At 38.5% G+C, this 23,760-nt stretch carries 23 protein-coding genes; 12 read left to right on the top strand and 11 right to left on the bottom strand.

From position 1 onward, the window contains the following. Positions 1–28 precede the first annotated feature (28 nt). From E6C50_RS00610 to E6C50_RS00600, 3 genes are all read right to left on the bottom strand, one after another. Positions 29–307 carry a microviridin/marinostatin family tricyclic proteinase inhibitor gene (locus E6C50_RS00610; RefSeq protein ID WP_136401272.1) on the bottom strand — a complete coding sequence of 93 codons (279 nt, stop codon included), beginning with the start codon at positions 305–307 and terminating at the stop codon, positions 29–31. 339 nt (positions 308–646) lie between these two features. Continuing rightward, positions 647–1,579: a peptidylprolyl isomerase gene (locus E6C50_RS00605; RefSeq protein WP_136401271.1), complete on the bottom strand. Its 933-nt coding sequence runs from the start codon at positions 1,577–1,579 to the stop codon at positions 647–649. A gap of 63 nt (positions 1,580–1,642) precedes the next feature. After that, positions 1,643–2,800, bottom strand: a complete 1,158-nt coding sequence (locus tag E6C50_RS00600; RefSeq protein ID WP_136401270.1) for an MFS transporter — start codon at positions 2,798–2,800, stop codon at positions 1,643–1,645. Between the two features lie 145 nt (positions 2,801–2,945). On the opposite strand from E6C50_RS00600, the gene E6C50_RS00595 reads away from it, so the two are divergent. From E6C50_RS00595 to E6C50_RS00560, 8 genes are all read left to right on the top strand, one after another. After that, positions 2,946–3,746 carry a class I SAM-dependent methyltransferase gene (locus tag E6C50_RS00595; RefSeq protein ID WP_136401269.1) on the top strand — a complete coding sequence of 267 codons (801 nt, stop codon included), beginning with the start codon at positions 2,946–2,948 and terminating at the stop codon, positions 3,744–3,746. A gap of 3 nt (positions 3,747–3,749) precedes the next feature. Continuing rightward, complete coding sequence (locus E6C50_RS00590) at positions 3,750–4,196, top strand: DUF1569 domain-containing protein (RefSeq protein WP_136401268.1); 447 nt, start codon at positions 3,750–3,752, stop codon at positions 4,194–4,196. Between the two features lie 11 nt (positions 4,197–4,207). Then, entirely contained in the window at positions 4,208–4,942 is a 735-nt protein-coding gene (locus E6C50_RS00585; protein WP_168732716.1) for a hypothetical protein, read from the top strand. A gap of 44 nt (positions 4,943–4,986) precedes the next feature. Then, positions 4,987–5,664 carry a tRNA (guanosine(37)-N1)-methyltransferase TrmD gene (gene trmD / locus E6C50_RS00580; RefSeq protein WP_136401266.1) on the top strand — a complete coding sequence of 226 codons (678 nt, stop codon included), beginning with the start codon at positions 4,987–4,989 and terminating at the stop codon, positions 5,662–5,664. A gap of 167 nt (positions 5,665–5,831) precedes the next feature. Beyond that, positions 5,832–6,185: a 50S ribosomal protein L19 gene (gene rplS, locus E6C50_RS00575; RefSeq protein WP_136401265.1), complete on the top strand. Its 354-nt coding sequence runs from the start codon at positions 5,832–5,834 to the stop codon at positions 6,183–6,185. Positions 6,186–6,426: 241 nt separating this feature from the next. Next, the gene (locus tag E6C50_RS00570; RefSeq protein WP_136401264.1) at positions 6,427–8,649 is read left to right on the top strand and encodes an NADP-dependent isocitrate dehydrogenase; all 2,223 of its coding nucleotides are present in this window, start codon (positions 6,427–6,429) and stop codon (positions 8,647–8,649) included. Positions 8,650–8,879: 230 nt separating this feature from the next. Continuing rightward, positions 8,880–9,431, top strand: coding sequence for a hypothetical protein (locus tag E6C50_RS00565; RefSeq protein ID WP_136401263.1), 552 nt, complete (start codon positions 8,880–8,882; stop codon positions 9,429–9,431). Between the two features lie 40 nt (positions 9,432–9,471). After that, the gene (locus tag E6C50_RS00560) at positions 9,472–10,263 is read left to right on the top strand and encodes a polysaccharide deacetylase family protein (protein ID WP_136401262.1); all 792 of its coding nucleotides are present in this window, start codon (positions 9,472–9,474) and stop codon (positions 10,261–10,263) included. Positions 10,264–10,362: 99 nt separating this feature from the next. On the opposite strand, the gene E6C50_RS00555 is transcribed toward E6C50_RS00560, so the two are convergent. The 4 genes from E6C50_RS00555 to E6C50_RS00540 form a co-directional block, all read right to left on the bottom strand. Then, positions 10,363–10,698, bottom strand: coding sequence for a T9SS type B sorting domain-containing protein (locus E6C50_RS00555; RefSeq protein WP_230978924.1), 336 nt, complete (start codon positions 10,696–10,698; stop codon positions 10,363–10,365). Then, entirely contained in the window at positions 10,670–10,990 is a 321-nt protein-coding gene (locus E6C50_RS00550) for a hypothetical protein (protein WP_136401260.1), read from the bottom strand. Before E6C50_RS00550 ends, E6C50_RS00555 begins: the two co-directional genes overlap by 29 nt. Positions 10,991–11,286: 296 nt before the next feature. After that, complete coding sequence (locus E6C50_RS00545) at positions 11,287–11,982, bottom strand: LytR/AlgR family response regulator transcription factor (protein ID WP_136401259.1); 696 nt, start codon at positions 11,980–11,982, stop codon at positions 11,287–11,289. Continuing rightward, a complete protein-coding gene (locus tag E6C50_RS00540) occupies positions 11,958–12,962 on the bottom strand; it encodes a sensor histidine kinase (RefSeq protein ID WP_136401258.1) in 1,005 nt (334 codons plus the stop codon). The genes E6C50_RS00545 and E6C50_RS00540 overlap by 25 nt, the downstream gene beginning before the upstream one ends. A 177-nt stretch (positions 12,963–13,139) precedes the next feature. On the opposite strand from E6C50_RS00540, the gene E6C50_RS00535 reads away from it, so the two are divergent. The 4 genes from E6C50_RS00535 (at position 13,140) to E6C50_RS00520 (ending at position 18,229) form a co-directional block, all read left to right on the top strand. Beyond that, on the top strand, positions 13,140–15,506 hold the full coding sequence (locus tag E6C50_RS00535; RefSeq protein ID WP_136401257.1) for a TonB-dependent receptor: 2,367 nt from the start codon (positions 13,140–13,142) through the stop codon (positions 15,504–15,506). A gap of 24 nt (positions 15,507–15,530) precedes the next feature. Beyond that, positions 15,531–16,346 carry a DUF4249 domain-containing protein gene (locus E6C50_RS00530; RefSeq protein WP_136401256.1) on the top strand — a complete coding sequence of 272 codons (816 nt, stop codon included), beginning with the start codon at positions 15,531–15,533 and terminating at the stop codon, positions 16,344–16,346. A gap of 82 nt (positions 16,347–16,428) precedes the next feature. After that, positions 16,429–17,091: a thiamine diphosphokinase gene (locus E6C50_RS00525; RefSeq protein WP_136401255.1), complete on the top strand. Its 663-nt coding sequence runs from the start codon at positions 16,429–16,431 to the stop codon at positions 17,089–17,091. Between the two features lie 115 nt (positions 17,092–17,206). Next, a complete protein-coding gene (locus E6C50_RS00520; RefSeq protein ID WP_136401254.1) occupies positions 17,207–18,229 on the top strand; it encodes a M28 family metallopeptidase in 1,023 nt (340 codons plus the stop codon). 105 nt (positions 18,230–18,334) lie between these two features. On the opposite strand, the gene E6C50_RS00515 is transcribed toward E6C50_RS00520, so the two are convergent. The 4 genes from E6C50_RS00515 to E6C50_RS00500 all read right to left on the bottom strand — a co-directional run bounded on the left by E6C50_RS00515 (position 18,335) and on the right by E6C50_RS00500 (position 23,736). Continuing rightward, positions 18,335–18,550: a heavy-metal-associated domain-containing protein gene (locus E6C50_RS00515; protein ID WP_136401253.1), complete on the bottom strand. Its 216-nt coding sequence runs from the start codon at positions 18,548–18,550 to the stop codon at positions 18,335–18,337. A gap of 5 nt (positions 18,551–18,555) precedes the next feature. Then, positions 18,556–20,760 (bottom strand): heavy metal translocating P-type ATPase, encoded by a 2,205-nt coding sequence (locus E6C50_RS00510; RefSeq protein WP_136401252.1) that lies wholly within the window; start codon positions 20,758–20,760, stop codon positions 18,556–18,558. 83 nt (positions 20,761–20,843) lie between these two features. Next, on the bottom strand, positions 20,844–21,404 hold the full coding sequence (locus tag E6C50_RS00505; protein ID WP_136401251.1) for a helix-turn-helix domain-containing protein: 561 nt from the start codon (positions 21,402–21,404) through the stop codon (positions 20,844–20,846). 61 nt (positions 21,405–21,465) lie between these two features. Beyond that, the gene (locus E6C50_RS00500; RefSeq protein WP_136401250.1) at positions 21,466–23,736 is read right to left on the bottom strand and encodes a cation:proton antiporter domain-containing protein; all 2,271 of its coding nucleotides are present in this window, start codon (positions 23,734–23,736) and stop codon (positions 21,466–21,468) included. Positions 23,737–23,760 lie beyond the last annotated feature (24 nt).

Raw genomic sequence — 23,760 nt, 5'->3', positions numbered from 1 at the left:
TCAAAGAGGTCATTGCCCGTAAATTTTATTACAACATAGTTGGATCAGTATCCGGAGATAAAATTGGTCCTCCTGTTTCATCGTTATCCGATGGATATTTCATTGTAACTACCGTATCCATAATTTTTGAAGTTGGAACTCCTGGTCCGTCTTCGTTATCTGATGGATATTTTAAGGTCGTATACATATCAGAAGTTTTCAATGTGATGATATCACCACCTTGTACAGAACTTTTCTCTTCGTTAGACATTTGATTCTCTAAGAAATTCGCAAAAAAAGGCTTTTTAAGGTCTTTATTATTTTTCATAATTACTAAATTTTTAAAGTTAATTGAGTTGTCGTTCGTTATTTGCAAATAATTGACATTCCCAAAATACTATTTTTTTTATCGCTTGGACAAAAAAATTAAGTTTATATAAAAAATAAAAACAAACAACTGGTTACAAGAATATTACACCTTTTAACAAAAGTGATAATTTAATAAAGAAGTGTTAAATTTAACACAATTATTATATGCATGCATATCAAAAAAGCACATTTTAACACTTTAAAAAGAAAACAATCAACAAAAAATACTCAAAATGCATCTGATTAAAAACAAAAAAACTGCCATATAAGGCAGTTTTTACTATAATTGTGAAATGAATTATTTTACATCCATTAATTCTACGTCGAAAATAAGGGTTGCATCCGGTGGAATAACGCCACCAGCACCACGAGATCCGTATCCTAAATAAGAAGGAATCACAAAACGCGCTTTATCGCCAACTTGTAATAAGGCAATACCTTCATCCCATCCTTCGATAACGTGACCTTTTCCTAATGGAAATTCGATAGGTTGTTTTCTTTTATAAGAACTGTCGAAAACCATTCCGTTTTCTAACGATCCGGTATAGTGAACCGAAACCGTTTTACCTTTTTCAGCTTGTTTTCCGTTTCCTTTCTGAATCATTTTATAACGTAGTCCGCTTTCTGTTTTATCAAATCCGGCAGCCAGTTTTTCCAATGCTTCTTCTGCCTGACGTTTTTGCTCCGCTAAACGTTTTTCGCGAGAACCTTCGAATGTACGAAATGCCTCAATAGCATTCCATTTTTGCGCTTCGTCACCTACTCTAACAATTTCAAGGCTTTCGATAACATCATCCTGAGCGATTGCATCAACGATGTCCTGTCCTTCCACTACATGTCCGAAAACCGTATGCTTGTTATCCAACCAAGGTGTTTCCACGTGTGTGATAAAAAACTGCGATCCGTTTGTTCCAGGTCCGGCATTTGCCATCGATAACACACCAGGTGTATCGTGTTTTAATTCCGGGTGAAACTCATCGTCAAACTGATATCCCGGTCCGCCAACGCCACTTCCAAGCGGGCAACCTCCCTGAATCATAAAATCGGCGATAACTCTATGGAATTTTAATCCGTCATAATACGGTTTCCCCTGAGGTTTTACATCGTTCTCTAAACTTCCTTCAGCCAGTCCAACAAAGTTACCAACTGTTCCAGGTGTTTTATCGTGCGTTAGTTTCACTAAAATAACACCTTTGTTCGTATTAAATTTTGCGTAAATTCCGTCTTGCATTTTTTTTAATTTTAAATATAATGAGCAACAAATATAAGTTTATTTTACAAAATGTGAATTTCTTTATTTGCGCTTGTACGTGAGCGCATAAATAATAATTGAGGCTACCGACAACATCGCGCCACCAATTGAAAAGGCATGCCATTTTCCGAAATTCCACAACCAAAGTCCAAAAGCCGATCCGAGTGCCGTACCTAAAAAGCTAAACGACATATATACGGTATTCATCCGGTTACGCGCTTCGGGCAATAACGAATATACCCGCGTTTGATTGGAAATATGTACCGACTGTAATCCGACATCAATAAACACGATTCCGATCATAATTCCGATCATACTTTCCGAGGAAAAGTAGAATACTATAAAACTGATCAATAATAACAAACAACCATAACCAATCACCACTCTCGGATTTCCTTTATCGCCCAGTTTACCCACCAAAGGAGCCGCCAAAGCACCGGAAGCACCTACGATACCGAAAAGTCCGATTGTCGCGCTGTTAAAATTAAACGGATCACCGGATAACAACAATACCATCGTCGTCCAAAAAGCCCCAAACTGCGCAAAACTTAACGCGTTGATCAAAGTGGCTTCACGTAGCATCGGCTGTGTTTTGATCAATGAAAACAACGACTGTAATAATTCGCCATAGGTACCTTTAAAATCGGGTTTATTTACCGGGAATTTTTTCTGAATCACCACTACAATCAGCAAACACAATACGGCTGCAATCCAAAACATCCCGCGCCATCCAAGCCAGGCTCCGATAAAACCGCTAACGGTTCGCGATATCAGAATTCCAACCAATAAACCACTCATCACCGTACCAATGACTTTTCCTCTTTGTTCGGGCGAGGCTAAACTGGCCGATAAGGGTAAAATCAATTGCGGAACAATCGAAGCGGCACCGATAAGAAAACTGGCTATTTGCAGCATTCTGAAATTGGAAGCCGTTGCCGCGATAATAAGCGCTACAACTGCCGCCAATGTTGTAAACTGGATTTGTTTTTTACGTTCCAATTTATCACCCAGCGGAACCATAAAAAACATTCCGATAGCATATCCGGCTTGTGTCAGATAGGTAATTGTACCCGCCTGATCTTCGGGAATGGCAAATTCTTTTGCAATAAGGATAATAAGGGGCTGACAATAATACAGGTTTGCGACAATTAAACCTGTTGCAATGGCCATAAAGCCAACATCTGTTTTGGATAAGTTCATGCTGCAAAATTAATCCGATAAGTCTTAATTAAATCTTAAATTACAGGAAAAGATAAGCAAACCATGTTGAGAAAAACGGACAAACAGTATATTTGTAAAGCACTTTTCTGACTTTTTCCGAAAAGCATCCACCAAAAAACACACTATGGAAATTCCAAAAGATTATTTAGCAACCAATAAAGCCACCTGGAACCAAAAAGTAGACTACCATGTGGATTCCGACTTCTATGCTATGGAAGCCTTTTTAAATGGGAAATCCACATTAAATGATATTGAACTTCATTTATTGGGCGACGTAACCGGAAAAAAAATATTACACCTGCAATGCCATTTTGGTCAGGATACCCTTTCTTTAGCTCGTATGGGAGCCAAAGTCACCGGTATGGATTTGTCCGACAAAGCCATTGCAAAAGCCCGCGAACTGGCCGATCAGCTCAATCTCGATGCTACTTTTGTTTGTTCCGATGTATACGATTTACCCAATCAGTTGGAAGGTGAATTCGATATCGTATTTACCAGTTATGGAACCATTGGCTGGTTACCCGATCTGGATAAATGGGCAAAAGTGATCCATCATTTTTTAAAACCCGGTGGGAAATTTGTTTTTGCCGAGTTTCATCCGGTTGTATGGATGTTTGATTATGATTTTACAAAAATCGAATACAATTATTTTAATACCGAGACGATTATTGAAACGACGTCGGGTACTTATGCCGACAAAGAAGCACCTCTAAAAAACGAGTCGGTAAGCTGGAATCATCCGCTTTCAGAAGTATTCCAATCTCTTGTACAAAATACATTGGAAATTAATACCTTTGAGGAGTACGATTATTCGCCATACAGCTGTTTTAATGAAGTAGAAGAATTTGCGCCAAATAAATTCCGTATCAAACATCTGGATAACAAAATACCAATGGTTTACGCTATTGTCGCCACAAAAAAATAACCTATGAAAAGCTTATATAACACGAATTCCAATCAGGAAATCATTGATCGCATCAACCAATTGTCGCCCCATTCCCTATCACATTGGGGAAAAATGACCGTTAGTCAGATGATGGAACATTGCCAGGCACCGTTAAAAGTGGCTTTTGGCGAATTAACGATACAGCAAAGTCTGATCGGCTTTTTATTTGGCCGAATGGCAAAAAAGAAGCTTGTCAGCGACAAACCTTTCGATCCGAATATCCCTACAGCAAAAGAATTTATCATCACACACGAACCCGATTTCGATGCTGCAAAAAAAACATTAATAGAACATGTTAGCCGTTTTCAAAAAGGCCCATCTGTGATTAAAAATCTAAAACATCCTTTTTTCGGACCAATGACAGCGGAAGAATGGGATATTTCGCAGTGGAAACACCTTGATCATCATTTAAGACAATTTGGTGTTTAACCGAACTGATTATGATTGCTCTGAATAGAATTTTTCTGACAGTTAGTTGTATGACGCTTTTTTCCTGTTCAAAAGGTGACTCTGGCTATAAACTATCGGGGACGTTTATTAATACATCCTATTTAGAGCAATCTAAAATAAAATTATTGCAGAATATTTCATTTTATAGTACCGAAATAACGTTTGAAAAAGACAGTATTCTTTTTTCAAACGGATTTGAAACCGGAAAACTGGCCTATTCGCAAAAAGGAAATCAGTATATTTTAAAGGAAGCCTATCAAAATAACGGTATTTTAAAAAATATGGTTCTGGAAGCGACTTCCGATACTACTTTTATGTTACACGATACCGAATACACAACGGCTTCGACGCCTTCGGTTTTTACAAAATCAAACACAACATTTGAGTCGGCACTGGCCAAAAAAGTAATTGACGGTAGTTATGAACTACTATATCCGGAAAGGTTAAAAAACACCCCTGTTACTTTTTCAGCTTTTACCATTACCGGGCTTCCGGATTACAATCGATACAACCTCTGTTATTCTGGCGATTGTATGCAAATGATCACCGACACCATTAATAGTATTTCTTTAAGTCGGCCGGATGGTCATACCGCTATCTTTGGCTGGCAAAATGGTCCGAAACAAACAATTGAACTGTATCGCATTTCCGATCCGATTCCGGATAGCAAAGGCGGACAACGAATTACTCAAAAGGCGTTTATTCTTAAAAAAACCGGGAAATAATCTCATTTTTATTTTTTAGACTATTTTTGCGAAAATTTTTGAATATGCGCATTGATATTATCACCGTTTTACCCGAGTTAATCAAAAGCCCGTTTGAAGCTTCTATTTTAAAAAGAGCGATCAGCAAAGGTCTGGTAGAAGTTCATTTTCACAATCTACGCGATTATAGCACCAATAAACACAAAAACGTAGACGACTATCAGTTTGGCGGCGGTGCCGGAATGGTGATGAGTATTGAGCCAATTGATGCCTGTATTTCAAAATTAAAAAGCGAACGCGACTACGACGAGATTATTTATATGACTCCGGATGGTGCAACATTAAACCAGAAAATGGCCAATTCGATGTCGTTATTAAAAAACATCATCATTTTATGCGGACATTATAAAGGAGTGGATCAACGCGTGCGCGATCAGTTTATTACAAAAGAAATTTCCATTGGCGATTATGTTTTATCCGGTGGTGAACTTGGTGCGGCTGTTTTGGCCGACAGTATCATCCGATTAATTCCAGGCGTATTGAGTAACGAAACTTCGGCGCTAACCGACAGTTTTCAGGATAATTTGTTATCGCCACCTATTTATACCCGTCCGGCGGAATACAAAGGATGGAAGGTTCCGGATATCTTATTGAGCGGAAATTTCCCTGAAATTGAAAAATGGCGGGAACAAAAAGCCTACGAACATACCAAAACCCGTCGCCCGGATTTGCTGGAAGACTAATAATCAGACGGATAGTATTAAAATTCAATTTTTATTTTTTATTGTTTTTTACTACAAAAACACTTGCAAAATAATGTAAATTCACTATATTTGCGCCCATATTTGGACCAACCTCTGACGATACCCGTGAATGTTGCTCTGATTCAAAACAATTAACATTAACAATCATGTCAAATTTATTAAAATTTGTTCAAGACGAATTCGTAGCGAAAAAAGATTTCCCTGAATTTGGAGCTGGTGATACTATCACTGTTTATTACGAAATTAAAGAGGGTGAAAAAACAAGAACACAGTTCTTCAAAGGAGTTGTTATCCAAAAAAGAGGTGCTGGTGTAACTGAAACTTTCACTATCCGTAAAATGTCAGGATCTGTAGGAGTTGAGCGTATCTTCCCTGTAAACATGCCTGCTTTACAAAAAATTGAAGTGAACCAAAGAGGTAAAGTTCGTAGAGCTCGTATCTTCTACTTCAGAGAACTTACTGGTAAAAAAGCAAAAATCAAAGAAAAAAGAAGAAGATAATTCTATTTCAATGTTTTATAGAACAAGTCCCGACATGGTCGGGACTTTTTTTTTTCGCTAAAATTCAACCCTCAAAATTATCATTTTAGCATTTTTTAAACCTCAAATTAATAAAATCCTAAATCCACCGTTAACCCGCTTATTACAACTGCATTTTCTATTGATTTTCGTATCTTTGCTACGCTTTTTAAAAGCCCGACACTACTAACATTATTTCGATACGATTTAAAAAATTCAAACGATGTCACAAAAATCAAAGATTATCTACACCATCACCGATGAGGCACCGATGTTGGCGACACATTCCTTTTTACCAATTGTACAGGCATTCACGGCTCCATCCGGAATTGAAATAGAAACAAGAGACATCTCTCTTGCCGGAAGAATTTTAGCCAACTTCCCGGAATTTTTACAAGAAGGACAACGCATTACGGATGATTTGGCCGAATTAGGAAAACTGGCTACAACACCGGAAGCAAACATCATTAAATTACCAAATATTTCAGCTTCGATTCCGCAATTAAAAGCGGCGATCAAAGAATTACAGGCACACGGTTATGCGATACCGGATTACCCGGAGGAGCCGAAAAACGATGCTGAAAAAGAAATTAAAGCTAAATATGCTAAAGTATTAGGATCTGCCGTAAACCCGGTATTACGGGAAGGAAACTCCGATCGTAGAGCGCCAAAAGCGGTAAAAAATTACGCAAAAGCAAACCCTCATTCTATGGGTGCCTGGTCAGCTGATTCCAAAACACACGTAGCGAGCATGGATCACGGTGATTTTTACGGTAGTGAAAAATCGGTAACGGTAACAGAAGCGACAGATGTTAAAATTGAATTTACAGCTAACGATGGGACAGCAACTGTTTTAAAAGCCAGTACGCCTTTAAAAGCCGGTGAGATCATCGATAGTTCGGTATTGAGCTTAAAAGCCTTAAAAGAATACGTTTCCAAAGAAATCGAAGATGCAAGAGCGAAAAACGTATTGTTATCCGTACACTTAAAAGCGACCATGATGAAGGTTTCCGATCCTATTATCTTTGGAGCGATCGTTGAAGTATACTTTAAAGACGTATTTGAAAAATATGCGGCTTTATTTAAAGAATTAAACATCGACACCCGTAACGGTTTAGGCGATGTATATGCTAAAATTGCCGGACATCCGCAACAAGCTGAAGTGGAAGCTGCGATTTTAGACACCTACAAAAAAGGACCGGCTTTGGCTATGGTAAATTCTGATAAGGGAATCACCAACCTTCACGTGCCATCCGATGTGATCGTAGATGCTTCGATGCCGGCTATGATCCGTACTTCCGGACAAATGTGGAATGCTGAAGGCAAACAACAAGACACTAAAGCACTTATTCCGGACAGATGTTATTCCGGATTGTATACGGCTACCATCGATTTCTGCAAAAAGAATGGTGCTTTCGATCCAAAAACAATGGGAAGTGTTCCAAACGTAGGATTAATGGCACAAAAAGCCGAAGAATACGGTTCACATGATAAAACGTTTCAGGCTACAGCTACTGGAGTAATCCGCGTTGTGGATGCTAACGGAACTGTTTTAATGGAACAAAACGTAGCAACCGGAGACATTTTCAGAATGTGTCAAACCAAAGATGCTCCAATTCAGGATTGGGTTAAACTGGCTGTAAACAGAGCGAAAGCAAGTAATACACCTGCTGTATTCTGGTTGGATGAAAACAGAGCGCATGATAGAGAATTAATCAAAAAAGTAACTATGTACTTAAAAGAGTACGATACTACAGGATTAGACATCCGAATTCTTTCTCCGGTTGAAGCAACTCTTTTCTCATTAGAAAGAATCAAAAACGGATTGGACACCATTTCTGTAACCGGAAACGTATTACGTGATTACTTAACCGACCTGTTCCCTATTTTAGAATTAGGTACATCGGCTAAAATGCTTTCTATCGTTCCGTTAATGAACGGTGGCGGATTGTTTGAAACCGGTGCGGGAGGATCGGCTCCGAAACACGTAGAACAATTCCTTGAAGAAGGTTATTTACGTTGGGATTCATTAGGAGAATTCCTGGCTTTGGCAGTATCATTAGAACATTTAGGAAATGTTTTCAATAGCGATAAAGCTTTGGTTCTTGCTGAAACATTGGATCTGGCTACTGAAAAATTCCTTGCTAATGACAAATCTCCTGCCCGTAAAGTAGGTCAGATTGACAACAGAGGATCACATTTCTATTTAGCGCTGTACTGGGCGGAAGCATTGGCTACCCAAACTAAAGATTCAGAACTTCAGGCTAAATTTGCTCCAATTGCAAAAGAACTAAGCGAAAACGAAGCTAAAATTGATGCTGAATTAATCGGTGCTCAAGGTAAACCACAAAATATCGGTGGTTACTATCAGCCAACTGAATCATTAACAGATCAGGCAATGCGTCCAAGTGAAACATTGAATGCCATCTTATTGAAATTAGTGTAATCTTTACTTGATTATATATCATGATAAAGGGGTTGTCTCAAAAATGAGACAACCCCTCTTTTTTTTAAAATATGTCAGGCTTATATTTTACACAAAATACAAAAGTGACAGCGAAGAATTAAAAAACATCTTTATGTCCTAAAGGAATCTTCATTTATTCTTCATTTGTGATCAGTATATTTATTTCTTAATTTTAAGAATTACCATCACATTTAAACCATAATTGTATCATGGAAACACTATCAAAAAAAGATTGCAGAAAAAACAATACAAATAAAGTTTTCAGAGTTGTTATTTTATTGCTGATTATTTCTTTTACTACCAGATCTTTCGGACAGGAAAAACCAGAAAATAAAATTGTATTGCCTATTGAAGTGAAAGCCGCTTTTGAAAAACGATATCCAGATGTTAAGGCTTCCTGGACAAGGGAATATAGAGGCTATAATAATAATCAGCTAAGGTATGAAGCCAAATTCAGAGGCAGTCAAGGAAATGATCTTGCTGTATTTGATAATCTAGGCAACCTGAAAGCATTTGAATCCAGTATTGCTTTGAGCAACCTTCCTAAAAAGGCGACTAATTACTTAAAAAAAGCACATTTATTAAAGAAAGTTACCGAAGCGGTTAAGGTTACCGATATGGATATACAATCGGATTCCGATATTGATTTGAATGTAAAATCTATGATCACGTATGAAGTTGGGGTTGTTAAAGAAAACCTGTTTTATGATTTGGTTTTTACCGATAAAGGAGATTTTATCAGAATGGTACAAAAGGATTAAATCTTTTAAAACAGTATTTAAAAAGTAAACCATAATATTCATGAAGCCAATTATTTACAAATTCCTTTTGATTACCATCACGATAATTTTATCCGCATGCGAAAATAAAAAAGTATTATCTCAATCTGCCTCATCTGCAAAACCCTATAAAGCAGGTGTGGTTTTATCTTTTGACGATGCTTATGTAGATGAATGGTTTGAGGCCGATCAGACTTTAAAAAAATACGCCTGGAAAGCCTCTTTTTGTACTTGCAGGATTGATTCTATTGGGGCGCCCCAATTAAGCAAACTTCTTCAGATGCAGAAAAACGGACACGAAATAGCCGGACATGGTTATCATCATTTTAATGCAGTTAAGTATGTGGCGGCAAACGGAATCGACAATTATATAAAAGAAGAGATAGACCCCATGCTCGCTTCGATGAAAAGGTTATCTTTAAACGTAACCTCATTTGCGTATCCCTACGGTGAAAGATCTAAGGAACTCGATGAGGCTTTGGCTCTAAAATTTAATATTATGAGAGGAAGGGCATTTTGTGGTGATGTTCCGGAAAAAGAAGGCTGTTATTTTAGAGATACAAAATATATGTATGCCTTTGATATCGATAATAACCATGTTCATTTTAGCATACCTTACCTTTTAGAACTATTAGATTATGCCCGGGAAAAAAATAAGATACTTATTTTGTGCGGCCATAAACCGGTTAAGGAGTTAACGGATAATTATCAAATAAAAATTGAAACACTAGAGTTTATCTGTAAATACATAAAACAGAACAACATGAAGTTTTACACCTTATATGATTTGGGTAACCTAATTAGAAAGGAATAAAAAAGATTACTGCTATATAACATAAAAAAGGCTGTCAATGACAGCCTTTTTTATGCTTTTCGTAACCAGACAGGTTTTAGAAACCTGTCTGGTTACGCTTTATCGTTTTAACGAGAAATGCGCTTTAAACTCTTTAATCTCTCCATTCTCCGTATAGGTCACTGTGAACCAGTAATCCGTTGATGGTAGCTGTTGAGCGTTCATCGTTCCGTCCCATCCGCTTGAGCGCGATGGTTTGATCTGTTTCAATAGTTTTCCGTATCGGTCAAATATATAATTTTTTGCGTTTGGATCCTTTTCTAAATCACCAATATTCCAAAACTCGTTGTGATCGTCTCCATTTGGTGTAAAGTAATTCGGATAATTGATCACCGTTACAGGAATGGTTACTGTAGCACAACCTTTATTATCGTAAACCGTTATCCTGATTATCAAAATACAATGCTCTTAAAATTCTGGATTGGGTAACCGACACTTCTACGGCATCTCTTTCTGATAAATCAGCAACTCCTTTATTCGCTTCATACAGATAGATCAGCGCGTTGTTATAATCGCCTTTTGCCTCATAAATTTTGGCCAGCAAGAGATTGATTTTTGCGTTTTCTTTTCCGGAATTGGCATTTTTCAGTAAATGCTGTGCTACTTTTAAAGCTTCGTCCGGTTTGGAATAAACCATTTCTTCTGATTCGTTAAATAAAAGCTGTTGTTTAGATACAGCTTGTGCCATAACAGTATCTGATGATGCTATCCAGGTAAAAATAAACAGTAATAAGTAATAAGATTGTACTTTGTTATACTTCATCTGACCGTTCCGAAATTATACAATGTGTTACAAATGTATCGATAATACTAACAATCACAAGATTTTACAAGGTTAAAACAATATCGCTTATATCCTGATTTTTTGAAACGAATCGGCTTTATATTACAAAAAATGTAACATGAAAAAAGGACAACTGTCATGCAGTATCAAGCTATTCTAAATAAAAAGACAACCCGAAAGTTGTCGCACCAGAATCTACATTAATTGAGCTTATCGACCAGAATCTGGTATTTCCTCCCAACCGGAACAATCCGGTCATCTGTAAGACACAGATTGTGTTTATGATTCACGCAGAGATGTTCGCCATTAACAATATGGGAACGATGTACCTGTACAAAACGACTGTCAAGATTGTCCATGATCTCGATCAAACTGCCATATACTACAATGGGAACAATCGTATTCTGAATATAAATCTTCAGGTAATTGCCCACACTTTCGATACAAATAATCGCAGTTAGCTTAATTTCCGTTATTTCACCGTTTACTTTAAGGCGTATGGTATCCTTAATCTCCGTTTTCTGACTATTTGCATTACAAAACAGCTTTGCTTTTTCTATCGCTTTTATAAAAAGTGGAAACGAAACCGGTTTTAACAGATAATCCACTACATCGTGTTGAAATGATTTTAAAGCATAATCCGAATAAGCCGTTGTAACAATCGTTACGGGACGTTTTGGCATACGCTCCATCAATTCCACACCGGTAAGTATAGGCATATTGATATCCAAAAACACCATATCATAACATTCATTAACGATCATTTGCAACGCATCTTTACCGTTATAGGCACTTCCACCATATACCAACTCCGGACACTGTTCCATATGTGATTTTATAACCCTGTGTGCTGGTTTTTCATCATCTACGATCAGGCATTTATATTTAATTTCCATAATTGTAATTCCAGTTTAAAAACTCCAATGACATTTTTGTCGATGGTAATTTTGTGTTTTACAAACGATACAACCAATCTTCGTCTCAAATTTTCCAGTCCAAGTCCGGTACTTTCCAGAAACGAACCTTCCGCCAGACAATTATTCTCAATTGTAAAAATAAGATGATCCTCCATAAACTTCCAGTGGATGTCCACATACGGCTGTTCGCATTCGGATGAAAACTTGATGGCATTCTCAATTAACGTCATAAATACGAGTGGCAGTATAAAAAAATCTTCAAAATCGCCTTCAGAATATTCGGTTACCTTGAGATTATGGCTCTTATATTGATGATAACCTATATATTTTTGCACAAAATCGATTTCTTCCGTCAAACAGACATATTCTTTTTTGGTAGCTTCAATCTGATATCGTAACAAGCCGGAAAGCTTTAAAATCTTTTCAGCAACCGTTTGCGGTTCGGCCAATGCATCTCCATACAAATTATTCATTGCATTAAGCAGAAAATGCGGATTGAGCTGTTGTTTTAAAAAAGTAAGCTCTGCCTGTGAATTCAGGAGCTTTTTATGGGTTCGGAAAACATTTTGTAATACCCATAAATTGATAAAATAGATCCCGGTTCCTACAAAAAGCATAAAAAGCGTTCCAAGTATCTCATTAAAAAGTGAAATATATTCTCCAAAATTCTGAGTAAACTGAACCTGTACGATGATATAACACACCCAAAAAAGCGCAAAATATTTAAAAAAAGTAAAATATTTTTTCTCTAAAAGAAATTTTCTTACAAGAATTACGTTACTAAACAGGACCGCCCCATAAATGGCTGTTAAGATCAGTAGTAATTCTATGAATATGTATTCCGGCGTTTTATCCTGCTTTCTGTCAGCATATTCATTATAAAGGAATAAGGACAAAAGGAGTAAATAAAAGGTAACATTCCGGAACCAGAAGTTTTCGTAGGAAAGGCGTATTTTCATGAGTACAAAAATAGAGTAAACGGACTATTTTCAACTCCTTAGCCTTATTTTTTATACAAACGCCACTAGTATAATAAATCGAATAATTTATATAAATTTTAACTTAATTTTTCTTGCAGAAGATATCTTTGCAGTAATTTTTTAATCATCAATCAAAAAACGACAATTATCAAAAAAATGAACTTTAAACTTTTTATTTGCCTGTTTTTTTGCTCAGTCGGCATATTTGCCCAGGAGAAAGTGACACTAAGCGGTACCATTTCGGATACCCGGAACAACGAAACCCTGATTGGGGTAACCGTTTACATTAAAAGCCTGCAAACAGGGGCTACAACAAACGAGTATGGATTTTATTCGATTACTGTTCCGAAAGGAACCTACACCGTACAGGTGAACTATATGGGCTATCAGAGTATTGAGGAAAACATTACCCTAGATCAAAATACCCGTAAAAACTTCGCATTAGGTGAAAACTCACAGGATTTGCAAGAGGTTGTAATTACCGAAAACAAGAAAAAAGTGGATATCCGCCGTCCGGAAATGAGTGTTAACAAGCTTTCGATTAAAGAAATCAAAAAAATGCCGGTTGTTTTAGGAGAAACCGACGTCTTAAAATCAATTCTGACACTTCCCGGTGTGACCAATGCCGGCGAAGGTGCCTCTGGATTTAACGTACGTGGAGGTGCGGCCGATCAGAATCTGATCTTACTGGACGAAGCGACGGTTTACAATTCGTCTCACCTTTTCGGTTTCTTTTCGGTTTTTAACTCCGATGCGATTAAAGATCTGAAACTATATAAAGGCGGAATTCCGGCGCGTTTCGGTGGTCGTCTGTCTTCGGTTCTGGATATTTACCAAAAAGAAGGAAACAGTAAAGAATTTCATATGAATGGCGGTATCGGATTAATTTCCAGTCGTTTATTAGCCGAAGGCCCTATCACAAAAGACAGAGGATCATTCCTGGTTGCCGGTAGAGCCTCATATGCTCATTTATTCCTAAAAATGACAGACAATAAAAACTCGGCTTATTTTTATGACCTGAATACCAAATTGAGCTATAAACTCAACGATAACAACAACCTGTATTTATCCGGATATTTCGGTCGTGACGTATTCGATCTGAACAGTAATTTTATAAATACATACGGAAATACGGTTTTTAATCTACGTTGGAATCATTTGTTTTCGGATAAACTATTCTCTAATATGTCGATGATCTATAGTGATTATTACTATGGTCTTACATTAGACTTTGTAGGATTTAACTGGGATTCCGGTATCAAAAACTACAATTTCAAATACGATCTGAAACATTATATATCCAATAAGCTACAATTGAGCTACGGTGTAAACGCCATTTATTATGATTTTAACCCGGGAACGATCGAACCGAACAAACCAAATTCGGGTATCAACGCAGATCAATTGGATAAAAAATATGCTTTCGAACCTTCGTTCTATATTGATGCCGAGCAAAAAATCACGGATAATCTTTCCGTTAATTATGGTTTACGCTATTCGATGTTCTACCGTTTGGGACAACAAAAAATGAATATTTACGAAAACAATCAAGCCGTTATCTTTAATGATGATCTGAAAATTTATGAAAAAGGGACGCCAACCGGCAGCGAATATTTCGGACGTAATAAAACCATCGCCAGCTTTGATAATTTCGAACCTCGGGTAGCCGTTTCCTATGCTTTAAATGATGATCAATCTGTAAAAGCAAGTTATAATCGGATGAGTCAGTATTTGCATTTGATCTCCAACACAGCTTCTCCTACGCCTTTAGACGTATGGGCGCCAAGTGATAATTTCTTAAAACCACAGACTCTGGATCAGTATGCGATTGGCTATTTCCGCAACTTTAGTGAGGACAAATATTCCCTTGAAGTAGAAACCTTTTACAAAAACATCAAAAACCGCGTTGACTATATTGACGGAGCCGATCTGATTGCTAATAATGCGATCGAGCAGGTCATCCTAAACGGAAAAGCCCGCGCCTACGGTTTGGAAGTATTATTGCGTAAAAACACCGGAAAACTAACCGGGTGGGTATCGTATACTTTATCCCGTTCTGAACAGCAAACACCGGGAAGAACGCCAAATGAAACCGGAATCAACAATGGTGACTGGTACCGTACCGGATACGACAAAACCCATAACCTTTCGATCACAGGATCGTATACCCATACCGAAAAATGGACATTTGGAGCCATCTTTGCACTACAATCCGGACAACCGGTAACCTATCCGAACGGACAATATATTTATCAGGGAATTTCGGTACCAAGTTATGGCGCGCGAAACGACAATAACCTTCCGTTATACCACCATCTGGATGTATCGGCAACCTATACGCCAAAACCGGAAAAGAAAAAAGGATGGCAGGGCGAATGGGTCTTTAGTATTTACAACCTGTACAGCCGCAAAAATGCAGCATCAATCAGTTTCCGTCAAAATGAGGATACAGCCCGAAACGAAGCGATAAAACTATCTATTTTCGGGATCGTACCATCTGTAACGTATAACTTCAAATTCTAAAGTTTCAATTAAGATTCTATCATTATGAAAACGATATTAAAATATTTTACATTCCTGTTTACTATTCTGATGCTGAATAGCTGCGAAGAAGTTGTTGACGTTAAACTGGACACTGCTCCGCCCCGCCTGGTTGTGGATGCCGCTCTTAACTGGATTAAAGGCACAACGGGCAATAATCAGGTAATCTATTTAACCACCACCGCCGATTATTTCGGTACGGAAATTCCGAAAGTAAGCGGTGCCACAGTGGTCGTAACCAACAGTAGTAACGTTGACTTTAACTTTTTGGAAGCCGTACCTGGTGAATATATCTGTACCAATTTCCAACCGGTTTTAGGAGAAACCTACACCCTAACCATCGTTAGCAATGGGGTAACCTATAAAGCGACCGAAACCTTAAAAAGCGTAGCCAGTATTCTAAATATCGAACAGAAAAACGATGGTGGTTTTACCGGTGATCAGATTGAGTTAAAAACCTATTATAACGATCCCGGAGACGAAGACAATTACTATTTATTCCGTTATATTCGCAATAATACTCTGGCTGTTTTCCGTGCCAGCGACGACCGTTTTGTACAGGGAAATACGACTTTCGATATTTATTCGCACGAAGATCTGAAAGCCAACGATAACGTAAACATCCGTTTAATGGGGATTTCCAGACAATATTACAATTATATGAACATTCTGATTAATGTGGCACAAGGCGGTGGCGGGCCGTTCCAAACACCACCGGCTACCGTACGTGGTAATGTGATCAACCAAAACAATCAGGCCAACTATCCCCTCGGGTATTTTAGCCTGTCGGAAGTCGACGAAACCACTTATACCGTTCAATAAAAATCAAAAAGACAACTTTCACCGGTTGTCTTTTTTGTTTTAAAATCATTGCTTACTTTTGGAATAACTCAAAAGCAAACAAATGTCTTCACACCATATTGTCCGCGACGACCAGGAACCGGCCTTAATTATTGCCAACGGAGCGCCCTGTAACGACGAATTGCTCGGACAGCTACTGGAATGGTCACCTTTAGTTATCGTGCTCGACTCGGCTATCGAACGCGTTCTGGATCTGGGAATCAAAGTCGACGTACTCTTAGGCGATTTTGACCGGAATTTTGATGCGGAATTTTACCGTCAGTCCCAATACCCAATAGAAATTGTTCATACGCCCGATCAGGACAAAACCGATCTGGAAAAGGCCTTTGACTATCTTATCGAACGAAAAATACCGGCTGTTAACGTGGTTTGGGCCACCGGAAAAAGAGCCGATCATACCATTAGCAACATCACCAATATCGTCCGCTATCGCAACCTGCTTAAGATTGTAATTTTGGACGATCATTCAAAAGTATTTTTGTTACCGAAAAAGTTTGAAAAATGGTATCCGGCCGATACGATACTGTCCTTAATTCCGATCGGAACCGTACAGGGCATCCATTCGAAAAACCTGTTTTATCCGTTACAAAACGACACCCTAACCATTGGCTATCGAACCGGAAGTAGCAATCATGTTCATGAAGACGGACTGGTGTGTATCGAACACGAATCCGGAGATTTACTATTAATGGAATGCTTTGATTAGTATTTATTTTTTTACCGCTAAAAATAAATAATAAATAAAATTTACTTTTCAATTGAAACAAAATAGTATTTTAGGCTACCTATAAATAAGCATACAACCTACAACTCCAGAACCAATGAAAAAAATATTGCTTTGCGGCTTCGCACTTTCCCTGTTTTTAAGCAGCTGTTCTACTCAAAAAACCAGCGCTTCCAAGGATTATGTATCCAGGTATATGAATACAATTAATAAAGACGAGTTAAAAAAACACCTTTATATTGTAGCTTCCGACGAGATGCAAGGACGAGATACCGGCACACCGGGACAGAAAAAAGCCGGTGAATACCTGATTGCCGAATATAAAAAAATGGGGATTTCCTATCCAAAAGGAGCCGATGGTTTTTACCAGAAAGTTCCGTCCGAATTTATGGCACGTCCCTTTAGTCCTAAATTAGGAGACTCGGAAAATATCTGGGCCTATATTGAAGGTTCTGAAAAGCCGGATGAAGTGTTGGTGATTTCCGCACATTATGATCACGTAGGAATGAAAAACGGAGAAATTTACAATGGCGCCGATGACGATGGTTCCGGAACGGTAGCCTTACTGGAAATCGCTCAGGCCTTTATGGATGCCAAAAAAGCCGGCCACGGTCCAAAACGTTCGATCCTTTTCCTTCATGTTACCGGAGAAGAACACGGATTACACGGATCCCGTTACTATTCCGAACATCCGTTATTTCCGTTAAAAAATACGATTGCCGATATCAATATCGATATGATCGGACGACGCGATCCGGCACATAAAGACAATGGCAATTATGTATATGTGATCGGTTCCGACCGTTTGAGTACGGATTTGCATAACATCAATGAGGAAGCGAATAAAAAATATGTAAACCTGTTGTTGGATTACAAATACAACGACCGCAACGATCCGGAGCAAATCTATTACCGTTCCGACCATTATAACTTTGCCAAACACGGTGTACCGGCGATCTTTTTCTTTAATGGTGTTCATGAAGATTACCACCAACCGGGTGATACTCCGGACAAAATTGAGTACGACTTACTGGAAAAAAGAGCCAAACTGGCTTTTGCTACCGCATGGGAACTGGCCAATCGCCCTAACCGTATCGTAGTGGATAAAAACGGTGAATAAATCCCAAATAAAAACACCCGACCCATTTTAAAAACAGATCAGGTGTACAAATTAAAGATTAATCCGGAACAGCTGTCAGATCATAAGAATCCGACAGCTGTTTTTTTATTCGGTTACTTTTTCGATGATATAACCTACATTTTTTAATTGTTCCGTTAAAGTAGCTTCCGAAACTGTATCGCTGTTAATTGTTAGTATCTTTTGCGGGTTTTCGGTATCTACTTTCCAGTTATCCGAACCGACAAGCGGATTTAAAACCGGAGTTACTTTTTCGATACATCCGGCACATTTAATATTGGTTTTAAATTTCATCGTTTTCATTGTATTTATTTTTTAAATTTTAAAAGTAAACTGTTACTCACCACACTCACGGAACTCATTGCCATGGCTGCTCCGGCAATCATCGGGTTTAGTAAAAATCCGTTAATCGGGAACAATACGCCGGCGGCAATCGGAATTCCGATAACGTTATAGATAAACGCCCAAAACAGGTTTTGTTTGATTGTTTTTACGGTTTGCTTTGACAAGTGAATCGCCACCGGAATTTTTTTCAGATCGGACGAAATGATTGTCATATGTGCCACATCCATCGCAATATCCGATCCTTTACCCATCGCAATACTTACATTGGCCTGTGCCAGTGCCGCACTGTCGTTAATTCCGTCACCAACCATAGCCACCACGCGACCTTCGTGTTGCAATTGCTTAACAAAATCCGATTTATCCTGTGGTAATACTCCGGCTTTGTAGCGTTTAATATTTAATTGTTTTGACACCGCTTCTGCCGTTGCCTGATTATCCCCGGTTAGCATAATAACCTCAATACCGTCCCGTTGTAAATCTTCGATAGCCTTTAACGATGTTGGTTTTATCGCATCCTGAACCGCTATAACAGCCAGTACTTCCTGAGTCGAACCAAAAAACAAAACGGTAGCTGCATTTTGGTAATATTCGTCTGCAAATCGCTGTAATTCTTCTGAAATGCGAATCTTTTCATTTTCCATCAATTTTTGATTTCCAACAAAATAGGTTTCGCCACCGGCTGTTGCTTTTACGCCAAATCCGGTAATGCTCTCAAAATGATCCAGACCAATAGTATCCAATAAAGCATATTCCTCGACCACCGCCTGCGCTAATGGATGTTCGGATTGTTTTTCAATCGTTTTTAAGACCGCAGCTTTAGCTGCCTTATCGTGTAACCATTTTGTAGCCGTCACTTTTGGTTTTCCTTCGGTAATCGTCCCGGTTTTATCCAAAATGATGGTATCCACTTTTTGAGCCAATTCCAGACTTTCGGCATCTTTTATCAGAATTCCCTGTTCGGCTCCTTTTCCAACACCAACCATAATAGCCGTTGGTGTAGCCAATCCCAACGCACACGGACAGGCAATTACCAATACCGTTACCATCGCCATTAAGCCTTGGGTAAATCCGTTTTCACCTCCGAAAATCAACCATACGATTAAGGTAAGGATCGAAATTCCGACCACAATCGGTACAAATATCCCGGCAATTTTATCGACCAGTTTTTGAACCGGTGCTTTACTACCCTGTGCATTCTGTACCATTTTAATGATATGTGCCAGTAAGGTATCTCCGCCTACTTTCCGTGCCCGAAACTGTAAACTTCCTTTTTGGTTGAGTGTTCCGGCAAAAACAGTCGTTCCGATTCCCTTTTCAACCGGAACCGGCTCACCGGAAATCATACTTTCGTCAACAAACGAACTACCGGAAACCACTTCTCCATCTACAGCGATTTTTTCTCCGGGTTTTACCAGAATCAGATCGTCCAATACAATCGATTCGATTGGCGCTTCCACAAACTCCCCATTGTCTTTTACCACGGTTACTGTTTTGGGTTGTAAACCCATCAGTTTTTTAATTGCCGAAGCGGTATTTCCTTTAGCCTTTTCTTCCAGTAATTTACCCAAAAGAATAAACGCGATCACGACAGTAGCCGCTTCAAAATAAACATGCGCATGTAGTCCTCTTTGATGCCAGAAATCGGCAAAAAGGGTATTAAAAACACTAAAAACATAGGCGATACCGGTACTTAATGCGACCAAGGTATCCATATTGGCCGAACGGTGTTTTAACTGTCTCCATGCATTTATAAAGAAATCTTTTCCGTACCAGAACAAAACCGGCGTGGCAAAAAACCACATGATTTCATTTCCATAGGGCATATCCATAAAAAACATCCCGATGATAAAAACCGGAAGGGTTAATAGCGACGCTCCTATCGTTTTCTTTTTTAGTTCTTCGTAATGATTTTTTTGTTGGGTTTCGACTAGCTCGTTTACATTGCCATCTTCTTCAATGATCATATCGTAACCAATGGCTTGCATTGCTTTTTTAAAATCCTCGAGTGAAGCAACATTCGAATCGTATTCTATTTTGGCAGAGGCATTCGCATAATTAACAGCGGCATCGATAACACCTTTCTGATGTTTCAACATACTCTCCACGCTTACCGCACATGAAGCACAGGTCATCCCGGTTACCGGAAAATTTTTAGTGATGGCTTCCATATCGTTATTTGTTTTTGTTAGAACAAAGTTAGACCGGAATGAGCAGAAAACTATTGTAGAATTTTATAATGGAGTTGTAAGATTTACACTTTGTCTAACGGAATTCGTTTCTCTGAGCGAATGTTCTTAAAGTGTGATGGTGTTAATCCTGTTACTTTTTTAAACTGATTACTCAGATAGGCCACACTACTGTAACCTAACTGATCAGCAATTTGTTTTAGCGACAATTCATCGTAAACAATCAGTTCCTTTACTTTTTCGATCTTTTGATTGATCAGATATTTTTCGATCGTAATCCCTTCCATTTCCGAAAAAAGACTACTCAGGTAATTATAATCGTATTGTACTTTATCCGATAGAAACTCCGACACCGTCAGTTTTGTTTTTTCCTGATCGTGGTGAATAAAGTTGATAATCGTCGTTTTTACTTTTTCAATAAGCTGCTTGCGTTTGTCATCGATAATCTCGAAACCAATCGCCTCCAAAGCATCCGAAAACTGTTGCCTTTTTTCTTCCGAAACAGAATCCGAAAGTATCACTTCCCCCATCGTAACCTGTTGGTACGGAAGCTCCATTTGATCCAGGATTTGGGTAACCGCCAAAACGCAACGTTGGCAAACCATATTTTTAACAGCTATTTTCATATTCTAAATTTACTGTCAAAAATACAATTTGCCAACGGTATTTTAAATTCTTAACTTCTTTTTAAGGTTTTAAGATTAGAAGTGATGGTGTGTTGTTAAGCCAGGTACTTCTGGATTCTACCAGTTTTTTCCAACTGTCAACACTAATGATCATCAAATCTTGATCCTGTAAAAAGTCTTTTTCGATTTTGCGTTCGTTTAACAACTTAATATGATTGGGCGCCTGTTGTTCGATAGCGCGGATACCTTCTTTAATCGTCGCATTATTTTTAATATTTCCAACCACATCCAGCACCGTTACCTGCGATTCGACATTTGCGATCAGCTTTTGGGCATATTCGATCAGGAAAGCATCGGAATCATCAAATAAGGTTACAAAAACGCGATCGGCTTTTTCAAAATTTTTGTTCACCAACACCCCAACCGGAACTTCTGTTTTTGCCAGAATCTGTTCGGTTCGCTCGTCAAACGGTGAATTTTCGAATAGTTTTTCCTTACCGGTAAACTTATTCAACAGGTTTTCCGGATTGATGATACGGGTTGTAAAACCAAGAATTTTCCCCAATAGTGTGCCTTCAAAAATAGATTGTCCTAAAGCGACCAAAACCAGGTCAAATTCACCTTTATTAGACACTTCAATAATATCCGAATCCACGTCGGTTGAGGTTTTAAACAAGGTAGTCACCTTTTGTTTTAACTCTTTTGATTCGGCTAATACCGGTTTAAAACATTGTTCTTCGAATTCTTCCACATTAAAGGGATGTACTTCGTTACTCGACGGAATATGCATGGCCGTAACCATCGCATTTTTCTTCATCTTCTTAACAAAAGTATTCGCAAGTCGTAATAAACCTTTTCCTTCTTCTGGCGTATCGAACGACACCAATACCTTATATTTACTTACCTGACTGATTTCAGCCGGGATAATCTCGTCTTTGGTCTTGAATATGAAATTGATCAAATCTAAAGCCGGTCCGGTCATTAAGGTCGTAGCCAAAGCCATGATAACCATCATCGCAAAGATTTCCGGTTTTAACACCCCTAAATCATATCCGATATTTAACACGACCAGCTCCATCAATCCTCTGGTATTCATCAGCGCGCCGATCATTAGACTATCACGCCAGTTCTGACCTACAAATCTGGCTGTTATTGTACTTCCTACAAATTTTCCAACAACCGCTACCAATACAATCAAACCACAGATTTTCCATAAATACGGATCATCCAAAAGTCCGATTTGCGTACGTAATCCGGTAAAAACGAAAAACAACGGTAGTAACATTACCTGCGAAACGTCTTCCACTTTTTCGATAAAGATATTTCGAAAACGCATATTGTCCGGCATAATCGCTCCGGCCATAAAAGCTCCGAATAAAGCATGGATACCGATTACTTCCGTAGCATAGGATGAAATTAATAATGTCAGGAAAAATATTGCCACAACCGATTTGGTAATGCTTTCTTTACTGGTGTACAATTCCCCGATTCTTTTTAGGAACGGGCGCACCACTTTTAGCATTAGAATCACATAGATAATCGCCAATGCTATAATATATAAGGAACTTAAAAACGAACCGGCCTTAACGATTGCGATTACAGCGGCCAGAATACACCAGGCCGTAATATCGTCGGCTGCGGCACAGGTAATTACCATGGCGCCAAGTTTGGTTCGGTGTAATCCTCTTTCCTGTACAATACGTGCCAATACCGGGAAAGCCGTAATACTCATTGCGATACCGGTAAACAAAGCAAACGAAAGGAATTCTACACCATCCGGGGCAAATTGGGTGTAAATAAAATAAGCCAGAACCATCCCGAGGGTAAACGGAATCACGATACTCGCATGGCTGATAACTACTGCTTCTTTGGCTTTATTTTGGAGTACTTTCAGATCGAGTTCCATCCCGACCACAAACATAAAAAGAATTAATCCGATCTGACTCAGGAACTGTAAATTCCCTAATGAGGCTTCTGGAAATAATAAATTGGAAAACTCCGGGAAATAGGTTCCCACAAGCGAAGGACCTAAGACAATACCGGCCAGGATCTCACCAATAACCATTGGTTGGCCTATTTTTTTACATAACTCTCCGAATAAACGCGCCACAAAAACAATGGTCACAATTTGTGCTAATAAAATCGCCAACGGATGTGTCAGATTATGAATCAGAGATGCTAAAAATTCCTGCCATTGGCTATTCCCGGAATTGGGCAATACAATATGACGGCCACTTTCCAGAACCTTTCCGTTTTGGACAGTCCAATACATAGCCGCAAAAGCGACTCCCAATACGCCGAAATAAAAAAAGCTGTTTTTAAAATTTTTCATAAGTTATCATTTTGGCTTACACTT

The sequence above is a fragment of the Flavobacterium supellecticarium genome (assembly GCF_004801375.1).
GTDB lineage: Bacteria > Bacteroidota > Bacteroidia > Flavobacteriales > Flavobacteriaceae > Flavobacterium > Flavobacterium supellecticarium.
Note: the sequence above shows the minus strand (reverse complement) of the source record. Positions and strands in the feature narration are given on the sequence as shown.